This window comes from Methanobrevibacter boviskoreani JH1 (assembly GCF_000320505.1).
GTDB lineage: Archaea > Methanobacteriota > Methanobacteria > Methanobacteriales > Methanobacteriaceae > Methanarmilla > Methanarmilla boviskoreani.
Genome location: NZ_BAGX02000013.1, coordinates 43,859 through 57,184 on the forward strand (window position 1 = coordinate 43,859; position 13,326 = coordinate 57,184).

Consider the following 13,326-nt stretch of genomic DNA (forward strand, 5'->3'; position numbering starts at 1 on the left):
ATATTTGAATCAAATTTATAATCATCATTAATATCTATTGTACCATTGGTATTGGCATCAATAATATCCTGCAGATCTTGATATGTTTTGGGATTATTCGTATTTAAACTCTGATTATCATATGAATTTGAATTTAATCCACCAGTTTGAGAGTCTGCTAAAATCCCTGATTCACTTAAATCACTTATATTATCACTAGCAGATATGGCGCCAATACTTACAAAGAATATTATAATGATTAATAAACTTCTCCTTATTCTTATATTTTCACCTCCCTTGGTTTTTTCATAACACCTTATTTATTAAATAAAATAAGACATTTAAGATTCAATATCGAAAATATTAAGATAAATTAAAATTATACAAATTTAATCTATGCTTAAAAAAATATATGCAATATCAAATCTAAATTCATTTTTATAATGAGTTTAATAAATATTTTACTATAAACTTATTAGTTTTAATACAAACATTCAATTATATTTTAAAAATATAAAATAAAATTAGATTTAATAATTTATGAATTCATAAAAATTAATTAAAATAATTTAAAAAAATATAAAAAAAATACATTATAATGAAAAATTATAAGACAGAAAAAGAAAAAATATTTTAAAAACAATGAAAAAATAAACCAGTTAAATTTTGGAATGATGGAAATGATTATAAACATTTTCTGATACTTTCTGATTCATTCCGTCAACCTCATTTAACTCATTAATACTAGCCTTTGAAATGGAATCAATATTTCCGAATGCCCTTAAAAGATTTAGTTTACGTTTTTTACCAATACCCTGAATACCATCAAGTTCTGATTCTGTGATCTTTTTAGAACGTAATTTCCTATGGTAAGTAACACCAAATCTATGTGCTTCATCTCTCACTTGTTGTAGAATATGTAACGACTGTTTATCATGGGGGATTATAATAGGTTTAGTTGATTGAGGTACAAATACTTCTTCATATTCCTTTGCAAGACCTATTACAGGTATATCATCAAGACCTAACTCTTCAAGAACCTCACATGCAACATGTAACTGACCTTTACCACCATCTATAAGTACTAGGTCAGGTTTTTTATAATCCTCCTCACCTACAAGTGATTTAAATCTTCTTGTTAATAATTCTCTCATCATACCATAATCATTAGGCCCTGGTGTTTCAAGTTTAAATCTTTTGTATAGTTTCTTATTAGGTTTTCCATCAAAAAAACTTACTTTGGAACCAACTTGTAATGTTCCAGATATATTACTTACATCATAACCCTCTATAACATGAGGCACATTCTTAAGCTTAAGATAATTTTGAAGTTCTGTTAAAGCATTAGATACTTTTTCTTTTTGTTTCTTAACTATATCTGCATTACCTCTCGCAAGACGTATAAGACGTAATTTTTTACCTTTCTGGGGTATAACAACATTAACTTTATTGCCTCTTAAATCAGATAACCAATCTTCAATCAATTCAGAATCTCTAACCTTATCTTCAACAATAATCTCTTTTGGAATATGGCGATTAATTCCATAATATTGTTGAATAAAACTATAAAAAATTTCATTTAAATCCTGATTTTGAGTATTATCCATTTGATAGTCTTCCTTTGATATAATTTTACCTTTACGTATGGATAAAACTACAATAATAGTGTTGTTCTTATTTTCAGCACTGGCTATTACATCCTGATCCAACTCATCATTTAAATCAACAAATTGTTTAACCATAACCTCTTCAATGGAGTTTATCTGATCACGTAAAACTGCAGCCTTTTCAAATTCAAGATTCTTTGAAGCGTCCTTCATCTCTTTTTTAAGATTATTAATTATTTCATTGTATTTTCCTTGGAAAAACAAATCTATCTTTTCTATGATTTCCGCATATTCCTCTTTTGTGATGTTTCCATCACAAGGGGCATAACATAAATTAATTTGATAATTTAAACAAGGACCATCCATATTTTTACATGTTCTAATTTTAAACAATTGTTTTAAGAATTTAACTGTAGAACGTACTGATCCGACATCTGTAAATGGACCATAATAACTTCCGGTTTTGCCAATGGTTCTTGTAATGATAAGCCTTGGAAAATCTTCATCAGTGATTTTAACATAAGGATACTGTTTATCATCCTTAAGGCGAATATTATATTTCGGCATATATTTTTTGATTAAATTAGCCTCTAAGATCAATGCTTCCTTCTCAGAAGCAGTTACAATATACTCTAATGAATGAAAATGGTTCATTAAAACTCTTGTTTTTGGTCTATCTACCTTATCTTTAAAATAAGAGCTTACTCTTTTCTTAAGGGATTTTGATTTTCCAACATAGATAACCTCCTCATTAATATCTTTCATAATATAAACGCCAGGTTTAAGGGGAAGATTATCTGGTGAAGTTACTTTGGTTGCCATGATATGAAACTTTGTAATTTATTAAATATAAAAATTAAGTTTAAAAAAAATATTTAACTAAAAATTGTATTTAAAACTTTAAAAAAAAATTAAGAAAAAAAAGATTTAATTAATAATTATAAAATAAAATTTATAAGGAATTACATTGTAGTTTCAAATTCCTCATAGACCTGTTTTAGAAGTTTAGGGATTTTAAGTTTCTGTGGACAGATCTTACTACATTTCCCACATTCCTCACAATCTGAAGCCAAACCATAATCAGGATTTAATCCAATTGTCCTATACATTACCTGCTGTGTTGAAAAATCCTTAAAACCCACTCTTTTAGCATCATTATACAATGAAAAGTACTCGGAAATTGGTATATTATGAGGGCATATTCCATCCTCCATACAGTATCTACATTCGGTACATGGTATTGCAATAGAGTCATTAATGATTTTTGCTGTTTTTCTAAGTAATTCGACCTCATTTAAATTAAGAGGTTTGAAATTTCTAAATGTTTCAATATTTTCTCTAGTTTGATTATGGTTTTTAGCACCAGATAAGACATATGAAACATTATCCAAACTTCCTGAGAATCTTAATCCCCATTTTGCAGTAGAATCTTTCGGATTGTAATTTTTAAGTAATTGCTCTGCTTCATCAGGAATGTTTATAATGGTTCCACCTTTAAGAGGTTCCATTACCAATATTTCTAAACCATATTCAACAGCTATATCATAAAGCTCGTTTACTTTAAATGATTGGCTATCCCAGTCAAGATAATTTATCTGCAAAAGTACAAAGTCAAGTTCCGGATTTTCTTCTAATGTTTTTCTGAGTAATTTAGGTTTATCATGGAAAGATATACCTATTTTTTTAGCTAACCCCTCTTGTTTTTTCTGTTTTATAAAAGAAAAGCAATCTATATTTCTATATATGGTTTTTGTCCAGTTACTTACATTATGTAACATGTAGTAATCAAAATAATCGATTCCAAGTTTTTCTAAACTTGTATTAAAGTAATATTCCATATCCTCTTCTTTTTGAATATTAAATAAAGGTAATTTGTCTGAGATTAGAAAACTATCTCTCGGATATTTGTCAACTAAAGTTTTCCTAAGTGCCTCTTCACTTTTTCCTAAATGATATGGAACTGCAGTATCAAAGAAATTAACTCCATTTTCCATACATTCATCAACCATTCTTTGAACTTCATCAATATCTACGCTTGTTTGATCATTTTCATCTAGAAGAGGTAATCTCATAAGTCCTAAGCCATATTTTACCATATTTTCACCCATAATTAAAAATAAATATATATAATATATATTAATTTTATGAATATATATAATCTTCCATTATCTAAATAAATTTTAGAAGTTTAGTCTTTATTAATAATCCTTGCAGGTCTACCTATAACAGTTGTATTTGATGGTATATCATGTGTAACAACACTACCTGCACCTACTATAACGTTATCTCCAATTTTCACACCAGACATTATTATAGAGCCACCGCCTATCCAACAATTATCACCTATACTTACAGGTCTTGAAAAAACGGTGATTGTATAATCCATATCCTCATCAAATCGACCTTTGCCGTCAATATAAGAATAATTTCCGTCATTCAATTTATCATCCTTAGGAATTACTCTCAATTTAGTGTCAGTTAAATGATCTGCACAATAAATATGTACACCAGGACCTATTAAAGTATATTTTCCAATAGTTAAATCATCAGTATCTAAGAATACACAATTAGAATTAATTAAACTACCTTCACCAATACTTGTATTAAATCCCAAATCACAATAGAAAGGAGTAGCCACAACAGCATTTGGTCCAATAAATTTAAATAATTCGTTTTGAATATTGATTCTTTCAATATTCTCATCGGGTTTAAGATGATTCAATTGAAAATTCAATCGCTTTGATTTTTTCCATTTAGAAACTAAGTCCTTATCACCTTGCTCAGTCCAGTTGCCTTTATCAAGTTTAATATCTTTCCTCAATTTAATCACTAATAATCAGAAATTTTATTTTCCCTTACAACCTTAGCAGGACTTCCAAATGCAATTGTATCTGATGGTATATCATGTGTAACAACACTACCTGCACCTATTACCACATTTTCCCCAATTGTAACACCTGGCAATATAATGGATTGTCCACCAATCCAGGACCTATCACCAATCCTTACAGGTTCTGCAAACTCTGTAAAAGTATATTCAATATTCTCATTGAACCTACCATTATTATTGATATAGGGATAGTCTTTTGTATTTAATGAATCGTCTCTTGGAACAATACGTTCTTCAATATTACTCGGATGGTTTGCACAATAAATATGTACACCTGGACCTATTAAACAATACTTTCCTATAGTAAGTTCGCAAGTATCCAAAAAGACACAGCCCACATTTATAAAAGTACCTTCACCAATACTGGTATTAGAACCAAAATCACAGAAAAAAGGAGGAGTGACAGTTACATTATCACCAACAGATTTAAAAAGTTCCTTTTTAAGTCTATTTATTTCATCAACATCTGCTAAACTATGATTGTTATATTCATATAATAAATCTTTACCTTTAATCCATCTAGATTTCAATTCCTCATCATCTTGTTCCATCCAAGTACCTTTAATTAAATCCACCATATTACCACAGAAAGAAATCTTTATTAAATCATAATAACTTAATTAAGTTGAAAAATTAAAAAACTATCCATTTTAGATATGAAATCTTAAACAGGTCCACATATCAAAATACCATCAGCCAAATTATGAAATTTTAATCAATTTCCATATTCAAAAATATTAAAGATCATAAATAAATCTATTTAAAATTGTTCTAAATATTCGATTTTAGCTTTAAGAATGTTAATCTTATCATTGTAATTTTCTTCTTCCCGATCTCTCATATCCCGAAGATTCCTCATTAGAATGTTAATTTTCTTATCACAGTCTGCGAGATTTTTCTCCTTTTCAATTTCAAGATTTTTTATTTCCTGTTTTAATCTTTCTATTCTTTCATTTACTTTATCCTCTTCATTACATAAACCAAGTTCATCATTTAAAGCACTATCTAAAAGATCTTGTAACTTTAATCCCTTTGATTTTGCAAGATTTTTCTTTTCACGATTAATCTTAACACTTGTAGTATCGTTAAAGTTTTGCATAATTTAACCCTTTAAATATAATATAAATATATATTTATAATATTTATAATTATTATATATATAAATTTTATTGAAAATTATGTTTTAAAATTAGGTCAAAGTTAAAAAAAATATTAAAAATAGCAAAGAATCTATAAAAAAAATTAAAAAAAAGTAGAAAGGATTTTAAATTTCATTATTAAACAATCTACTTACAAGTTTATATCCAGACTCTTTTTTAAGGGAACCTTTTGCGATATTCTTTTCGGTATATGATTCAACATCATCTGCCTTACCGTTTTTGGTATATATTGCCTGTGGAATATCATCACGTGTATGGGTTCCAACAGGTATTGGAGTTGGATGATCCGGTAAAACAGCTATTTTATACTCATCATAGTTCTCATCAAGATATTTCCAGATAGGTCCAAGGATATATTTATCAATTGATTCAATCGCCTTAACCTTTTCCCCAACATTTTTAGCATGGCCTGCCTCATCCGGAGCCTCAATATGAACAAAGATAATATCATAATCTGGAATATTATCTATTGCATATTGGCCTTTTGCCTTATAATCAGTATCAAAGTATGCAGTTGCTCCAGGTACATTGATTACATCTAATCCACCATAGTTTGCAATACCTTTAAGTAAATCCACACCGGTTATTACAGCTGCTTTCTTATGATAGAGATCTGTGAAATTGTCAAGAGTAGGAACAGTTCCCTGACTCCATAACCAAACCATGTTTGCAGGTTTTAATCCCTTTTCAATCCTCTTTTTATTAACTTCATGATTCTCAAGAAAGTCTTTAGACTCTAACATAATAGTCTTAATGCCCTTTTGGAAATCTGTATCCCAATTGGTATAATCATCGATTTTTTCACCGACAATATCATGAGGTGCAGCTGTTGGAAAATCAGAATTTTCATAAGCTGTCTCTATATCAGGACAAGTATATACAAATACATGCCTATAACTTACACCTGGATAGAAAGTTCCGGGAAAATCAGGATATTTGTCCTTAAAATATATGTTTAAATCATTAAGTAATACTGTAGCTTCTTCAGTGGTAATGTGATTAGCATTAAAGTCATCCAATGTACCATCCTTTTCAGTGACAGTGTTGCATCTAAATATTAAATCCTTTTGACTTGTTGGACCGATGTCTATATTTCCTGCCTCTAGTGGACCTCTACCAGTATAATACTTAGCGGGATTAAAACCGAATATGCTCATATTAGCTACATCAGAACCAGGTTGATACTGGTCAAGTACATTATTAGTAAGACCACATTTTCCCTCTTTAGCTATTCTATCCATGTTTGGAATATTGGCATATTCCAATGGAGTTTTACCACCTAATTCATCAATAGGGTAATCACACATACCGTCTCCAATAATTACAACATATTTCATAAAAGTTGTCTCCTTAATATAAAAAAAGTAGATTAAAATAGATTATAAGAATATTTAATTGTTTCTTATTCTTATAACATGAATTAAATCAGTCATCATTGCTGATGCGGTCTCTACAGAACCTGCACCAATACCCATTACAGTAACCTCTCCAGATAAATCTGTTTTAAGTGTAGCCATATTCAATGTTCCATTGATATCATAGGGACTACCTTTCTTAACAAGTCTTGGAGAAACTTCAAGATTATCAGGGGATACCTCGGCAATAAGTTTAATCAAATATCCCTGTTTATCTGCAAGTGAAATAGCTTCAGATGTTATATCTGAAATACCTTTAACCTTAACATCCTCATATTTTGCAGGAATTCCAAGTACAGAGTTTGCAAGAATAACAGTTTTACAAGCAGCATCAATACCCTCCACATCCTGTGTAGGATTAGTTTCAGCAATTCCTAACTCCTGTGATTCTTTTAAGGTATCTTCATATGAAGTACCCTCTGAGGTCATTCTTGAAAGAATATAATTGGTGGTACCATTTAAAATACCTATAATTGATTCAATTTTATTTGCAGGTAAGGTTTCCTGAGCTAGGTTAATAATAGGCATTGTTCCACCTACACTAGCCTCAAACTTAAATATGCAATCATTTTCATTAGATGCATCTAATAATTCCTGATAGTTTAAAGCAAGATGTCCCTTATTGGATGTTACCACATCCTTACCATCACCAAATGCTTTTAAAGTTAATGATCTTGCAGGTTCACCATCTTTAATGTTTGTAGGAGTTGCTTCCATAAGTACATCATAGTCACATGCATCCAATACATCTAGACCAGAAATATTACTACCATATTCAGGATAATCACTTAATTTTCCTGTTTCATTTTTAACCTTGATTAATTCATCCTCATTTAATCCGTCTTCACAGATAGCTGAGCTTGATGAATCAGCAACTGATACAATTTTTAAATTTACATTATAAATATCCTTGATTGTTTCTTTCTTTAATGAGACGACTTTTGCTACTCCCTGACCAACAGCACCAAATCCCATTATACATAATTTCAAATCTTTCATAAAATACCCTCATTATTATACTTCATTAATAACTAAAAGGTCTTTGGATGCAGCAATTTCGTTAATTCTATTTAGTACTTTTTGTTTTAATCCTAAAGCCATTTCAACAGTTATTAATGCAGATGATTTTTCTTCATTATTAAATTCAATGTCTAAAGCTGTTACAGTAACATTTTCCAATTCATTTAATTTGTCTACCGTATCTCTAGCATCTGTATCAATAATGTGTCCTATAAGTATAGTACTATATTTTACTTTTAAAATTGTACTATCTACTTTAAGAATGGTTATTCCTTCAGATTCTAATTTTTCAATAAGCTTTTCAAGATTTTCTCTTTCTCCTTCCACTGTTATCTGAACTGGTATTTTACCATTTTCTTGTTTAAAAGTTCTATCATGAATAACAGTAACAAGATTAGCACCTAAATCTTTAAACGGTTTAAGTGAGGTGACTAATTGTCCAGGAGTGTCTGATAGTTCAAGTACTAAATCCATTTTCATACTATCGCCTTTATTGTGTCCATTTTGCTTTTTTAACTACTAAACCGCCTTTTTTATCAATTTTAGCATTCCTTAAGATTTTGCTTGGATCTTTTTTAACAGCCTCATCTTTACGAGTAAGATTTAAGTTGTCTGTAATATAATATGTTTCTTCTAAATCAGGAATACTATCTAAGGTTTTTGAAAATTCATTAAGAATTTTTTCTGCATCTTCTTTAATTTCCATTATTAGTCTCCTTTAATAATTAAATAAAAAAATTATAATTATAAATAAATTATATATTATGTTTTAGTGTTTATATTTTTATATTAATAAACTTATAGATTTTAATACAAAATTAAATAAAAAAAAGATAATAAAATAAAATATTTTAGAATTTAATAAAAAAGTAAAAAAAATAGTTTGATTAGATATTTTCCTTTAGATTATTAAAGTACTTATTAATATTCTGGTTTTTAAATATTTTTTTTCTTAAGATCTTATCAATTCCAGAACCGTACTGTGCTGCTTTTTTATTTCTATAAGCAATAAATTCGGGGATGCCTTTATCAATAGCTAAATCCCTTAATATGTTCTTTCGAACATTGTCATCTCCACCAGATATCTTATATTTAGCAGGTATATCCAATGTCCATTTAACAAGGTTTTCTGACAAATAAGGTACCCTAAGCTCTACAGTATTAGCCATTGCTGCAGCATCATCACGTTCTAAGTTAACACTATGGATTTTAGAAACGTCATGTCTTAGTTCATGTTCTACAGCTCTAAAACGTTTATAAATCAAACCGTCATCATCGACATAACCCTCATTATAAGTATTTAAATATCGCTTATAACCTGCAAATAACTCATCGGCACCTTGACCTGATATTGCAACTTTAATTCCATCCTCATGTATCATTCTACATGCAATATACATGGTCATTCCAACACCAAGCTTCATCATACTCGGCTCTTCAATTGCAAGTAAAGCATCATCTAGACAATCTCTAACAAGTTCTTCATTGACAATTGCTTCTCTAAGAGGCAAATCTAATCTTTCAGCCAACATTCTGGAATATTTTAAATCCTGTGAATCCTCATTACCAACGGAATATAAGCTCAAACTTTGACCTTCCTCCAGATTTTCATAAATATAGTATACAAGTAATGTGCTATCTACACCGCCTGAAAAGATTACAGCAATATCATCAATATTTGCGATTCTATCCTTAATAGATTTTGTAATTAGATTATCCAATTCTTTTTTATAAGTTTCATATTTATGATTCTTATGAGATTCATAATTATATAGGAAGTACTTTGGTGGAATTTCCTCAAAATTATATAAAATATATCCCGGTTTTAAACAGTTTATATCCTCAATTCCTATTTTCCACAATGCTTTTCTTTCAGACGCATATCCCTTAAGCTCATTGTGTTGTCCATAATAAATTGGTTTAACCCCTACTTTATCCCTTGCAACCGCAAGATTTTCACCGTCATAAACAGAGTAAACATAATCCCCATCTATAATCATATTAGTACGGGTTACGGCATTTAACAGATTATGATCCTTTTTATAATAATAATCAAGTAGAATAATTAACAGTTCACTATCACTTTTAGGTGGTTCATCGTTGTATAAATTAGACTTTAAAAAATCTAAGACTTCTTTATAATTATAGATTTCACCATTAAAAGACAAGACAAGATTATCCCTTCTTTTAGGTTGTAAATTAAGAGTATTATCCTCCTTATAAAAATTAGTAATTGATAATAAATTATGTCCAAAACCTACATCATATGAACTATTATCGCTAAAAGAATCTAAATCAATGTTATCATTAAAAACAGTATGTTCATCATTTTCTAAATACACTCCATGTGCATCTAAACCTCTTCTTTCAATAGTTTTCATCATTGAAATTAAATCGTTTCCCCTAAAATTTCCAATTAATCCTACAATTCCACACATGCTATCAAATTCAAGAGTTTTTTTATAAAATAATTAATTAAAAAATTGATATATAAGCTATTTCTTTTAATAATTAGGATTTAAGAATTATATTTATTCAAATACCCCATTAAAGAAAAAATAAGTTTTATTCATTTAATTAAACCATGAAAAATCATGTTTAAAATATGTATTTAATTACTCTCCCACTTATATTAATTAACATATTAAAAATATTATGTTAATTATCATATTTAAATTTAAATGATTTTATAAAATATTTTTAAGAAATAACAATAATTTTCAAAAAAAGGCTACATATCTACATAATTGTCTCATTATAAAAGTAAAATAAACTTTAATAAATCAAGTTTAAAGAGTTATAAAAGAAATACTGATTTTTTATAGATTTTATCGTTATATTTAAATCCATGAATAAAATTAGCTAAAGTTACTCTTAATAAAAATACAAGTAAAATTATCTAATTAATATTTGAAAATTAGAAATGATTTAAATTTATATAATATTATTTTAATAAATCATTAATGTATCAATTATATTAAGGTGATAAATTGGATAAAAATAAAAAATATGGTGAACGTACATTAGAAGTTCATGCAGGTCAGGAAGAGGCAGATCCTGCAACTGGTTCAAGGGCATTACCTATTTATCAGACTACTTCATATATGTTTGAAAGTACAGAATATGCTGCTAAATTATTTGCCCTTAAAGAAGAGGGACATATTTATACAAGGTTATCAAATCCTACAAATTCAGCATTTGAGGAACGTGTTAATGCAATTGAAGGGGGAGTAGGTGCATTATCTCAATCCTCAGGTTTATCAGCAATATTTTTATCAATTTTTAATATTGCAAAATGTGGGGATGAGATTGTATCTGCAGATAATCTGTATGGTGGAACATTTATACTCTTTAAAAAAACACTAGCAAAAATGGGCATTAAAGTTAATTTTGTAGATTCCCAGAATCTTGAAGAATATGTGGCTGCGATAAACGATAAAACTAAAGCTATTTACTGTGAATCAATTGGAAATCCTAAATTAGATGTTCCTGATTTTGATAAATTAGCAGAAATTGCACATTCCCATGGCATACCACTAATTGTTGATAACACTTCAGCAATTACAATGGTTAAACCAATTGAACATGGTGCAGACATTGTAGTAGAATCCGCCACTAAATTTATAGGCGGTCATGGTTCAAGTATGGGTGGTGTGATTGTAGATAGTGGTAACTTTGACTGGACAAACGGTAAATTCCCGGAATTTACAGAGCCTGATGAAAGTTATAATGGAATTGTTTATAGTGAGGAATTTGGAAACAAAGCATACATTACAAAGGCACGTGTTCAAATGATGAGGGATCTTGGAACCTGTATTAGTCCATTTAACTCATTTTTATTTATGCAAAGTCTGGAAACCTTGTCCCTAAGGGTCAACCAACATTGTGCAAATGCATTAGAGGTTGCTAAATTCTTAGAAAAACATCCTGCAGTTGCTTGGGTAAATTATCCTGGACTTGAATCCTGCCCAACACATAAAAATGCAAAAAAATACTTAAATGGTAAGTATGGAGGCATTATAGGATTTGGTATCAAGGGTGGTCTTGAAGAAGGTAGAAAATTCATTGAAAATGTGGATTTAGCAAGTCATCTTGCAAACATTGCAGATACTAAAACATTGGTTGTACATCCGGCAACTACCACACACTCAAACCTATCACCTGAGGAACAGCTTGCAAGTGGTGTAACACCTGATTTTATAAGGTTATCCGTAGGTATTGAAAATGTGGAAGATATTATAGCCGACCTTGATCAAGCATTAAATAAGGCAGTAGAATAAATCTACTGTTTTTATAACTTTTTTTCATACAAAACTAATTTAAAATAAGTTTACTATTCTATAGTTAATTCATAAGATAACTAAAATAAACCAACTATTTCTTTAATCCATTAAAATAATCTAGAATGTATATTCTGATTGTCTACAATATATTTAAAATAAGCTGATGACTTTGAATTTTATTTATTAAATCTCATTAAAAACTAAATTTATTCCATAAGAGGGATAGTTTAAAAAAAATAGCATTTTTACATAAAGGGTTTAATAATTAATTTAAAATAATTAAAATTTAAATAAACCCATATTAAACAAGAAATAGAAATATGTTATGTCCATAACTAGAAATAGTACAGACATTATTATCTGATTAATACCAGCTTTTTTAGCCTCAACATCTCCTTTTCTTGTAAAATTATATATTCCATAAACAAGACCTATTATTGGTATGAAAACTGAGAATATATATCCAAAAGTTATTGAGTTTTCATGTTCGGATTTAGGTATAACTTCCAAATAGTTATAAGTTACATTTTTCTCCTTTTTTTGAAATTCAAATCCACATTTAGGACAGAATCCATAACTTAAATTTGTTATAACATTATGACATTGAGGACATCGAATAGATTTTAATTGTACCCTGTGATAATATGGTACATCATCCCTAAAAGTATACCCACATTTAATGCAAGATTTAGCTTCATCTTTATTTTCACTATGACACTGAGGACAAATCTTCACCATTCAAGCCTCCTTTAATTTAGATAAATATTTAATATTCTCATATAAAATTATTTCTTTTATATTATATACACCTATAACACTTTTTTATTATATGAAATAATATTTAAATTATATTATAACAATAGTTATTTATATTATATAATTTATATTTATATATATTAATTAAATAAGATAGAAAATATATAATATTAATAATTAATCAATTTAAAAAAAAAGAATTACATTAGGGATGAA

12 protein-coding genes are annotated in these 13,326 nt (G+C 28.6%); 1 reads left to right on the plus strand and 11 read right to left on the minus strand.

The genetic code is table 11. The features are described from left to right. Positions 1–638: 638 nt before the first annotated feature. The 10 genes from uvrC to ON24_RS02935 form a co-directional block, all read right to left on the minus strand. Positions 639–2,408, minus strand: coding sequence for an excinuclease ABC subunit UvrC (gene uvrC / locus ON24_RS02890; protein ID WP_016358408.1), 1,770 nt, complete (start codon positions 2,406–2,408; stop codon positions 639–641). Between the two features lie 140 nt (positions 2,409–2,548). After that, positions 2,549–3,682, minus strand: coding sequence for an aldo/keto reductase (locus ON24_RS02895; protein ID WP_040681900.1), 1,134 nt, complete (start codon positions 3,680–3,682; stop codon positions 2,549–2,551). 92 nt (positions 3,683–3,774) lie between these two features. Continuing rightward, positions 3,775–4,416: a sugar O-acetyltransferase gene (locus tag ON24_RS02900; RefSeq protein ID WP_081585232.1), complete on the minus strand. Its 642-nt coding sequence runs from the start codon at positions 4,414–4,416 to the stop codon at positions 3,775–3,777. After that, a complete protein-coding gene (locus ON24_RS02905) occupies positions 4,416–5,054 on the minus strand; it encodes a sugar O-acetyltransferase (RefSeq protein ID WP_040681901.1) in 639 nt (212 codons plus the stop codon). Before ON24_RS02905 ends, ON24_RS02900 begins: the two co-directional genes overlap by 1 nt. A 182-nt stretch (positions 5,055–5,236) precedes the next feature. After that, positions 5,237–5,575 carry a hypothetical protein gene (locus ON24_RS02910; RefSeq protein WP_040681902.1) on the minus strand — a complete coding sequence of 113 codons (339 nt, stop codon included), beginning with the start codon at positions 5,573–5,575 and terminating at the stop codon, positions 5,237–5,239. Positions 5,576–5,740: 165 nt separating this feature from the next. Continuing rightward, entirely contained in the window at positions 5,741–6,973 is a 1,233-nt protein-coding gene (locus ON24_RS02915; protein ID WP_040681903.1) for a cofactor-independent phosphoglycerate mutase, read from the minus strand. A gap of 54 nt (positions 6,974–7,027) precedes the next feature. Then, positions 7,028–8,050, minus strand: coding sequence for a homoserine dehydrogenase (locus tag ON24_RS02920; RefSeq protein ID WP_040681904.1), 1,023 nt, complete (start codon positions 8,048–8,050; stop codon positions 7,028–7,030). 15 nt (positions 8,051–8,065) lie between these two features. Then, positions 8,066–8,551 (minus strand): allosteric regulator of homoserine dehydrogenase, encoded by a 486-nt coding sequence (locus tag ON24_RS02925; RefSeq protein WP_016358401.1) that lies wholly within the window; start codon positions 8,549–8,551, stop codon positions 8,066–8,068. A 10-nt stretch (positions 8,552–8,561) separates the two neighbouring features. Continuing rightward, the gene (gatC, locus tag ON24_RS02930) at positions 8,562–8,777 is read right to left on the minus strand and encodes an Asp-tRNA(Asn) amidotransferase subunit GatC (protein WP_016358400.1); all 216 of its coding nucleotides are present in this window, start codon (positions 8,775–8,777) and stop codon (positions 8,562–8,564) included. A gap of 181 nt (positions 8,778–8,958) precedes the next feature. Next, positions 8,959–10,509 (minus strand): asparagine synthetase B family protein, encoded by a 1,551-nt coding sequence (locus ON24_RS02935; protein ID WP_040681905.1) that lies wholly within the window; start codon positions 10,507–10,509, stop codon positions 8,959–8,961. 552 nt (positions 10,510–11,061) lie between these two features. Here ON24_RS02935 and ON24_RS02940 point away from each other — a divergent pair. Further along, on the plus strand, positions 11,062–12,351 hold the full coding sequence (locus tag ON24_RS02940; RefSeq protein ID WP_040681906.1) for an O-acetylhomoserine aminocarboxypropyltransferase/cysteine synthase family protein: 1,290 nt from the start codon (positions 11,062–11,064) through the stop codon (positions 12,349–12,351). Between the two features lie 282 nt (positions 12,352–12,633). Here ON24_RS02940 and ON24_RS02945 read toward each other — a convergent pair whose 3' ends face one another. Further along, on the minus strand, positions 12,634–13,092 hold the full coding sequence (locus tag ON24_RS02945; protein ID WP_040681907.1) for a double zinc ribbon domain-containing protein: 459 nt from the start codon (positions 13,090–13,092) through the stop codon (positions 12,634–12,636). Positions 13,093–13,326 lie beyond the last annotated feature (234 nt).

Coding starts and splice junctions, on each gene's coding strand:
- gatC (WP_016358400.1), bottom strand. CDS start 8,777: ATGGAAATTAAAGAAGATGCAGAAAAAATTCTTAATGAATTTTCAAAA.
- ON24_RS02920 (WP_040681904.1), bottom strand. CDS start 8,050: ATGAAAGATTTGAAATTATGTATAATGGGATTTGGTGCTGTTGGTCAG.
- ON24_RS02925 (WP_016358401.1), bottom strand. CDS start 8,551: ATGAAAATGGATTTAGTACTTGAACTATCAGACACTCCTGGACAATTA.
- ON24_RS02910 (WP_040681902.1), bottom strand. CDS start 5,575: ATGCAAAACTTTAACGATACTACAAGTGTTAAGATTAATCGTGAAAAG.
- uvrC (WP_016358408.1), bottom strand. CDS start 2,408: ATGGCAACCAAAGTAACTTCACCAGATAATCTTCCCCTTAAACCTGGC.
- ON24_RS02945 (WP_040681907.1), bottom strand. CDS start 13,092: ATGGTGAAGATTTGTCCTCAGTGTCATAGTGAAAATAAAGATGAAGCT.
- ON24_RS02915 (WP_040681903.1), bottom strand. CDS start 6,973: ATGAAATATGTTGTAATTATTGGAGACGGTATGTGTGATTACCCTATT.
- ON24_RS02935 (WP_040681905.1), bottom strand. CDS start 10,509: ATGTGTGGAATTGTAGGATTAATTGGAAATTTTAGGGGAAACGATTTA.
- ON24_RS02905 (WP_040681901.1), bottom strand. CDS start 5,054: ATGGTGGATTTAATTAAAGGTACTTGGATGGAACAAGATGATGAGGAA.
- ON24_RS02895 (WP_040681900.1), bottom strand. CDS start 3,682: ATGGTAAAATATGGCTTAGGACTTATGAGATTACCTCTTCTAGATGAA.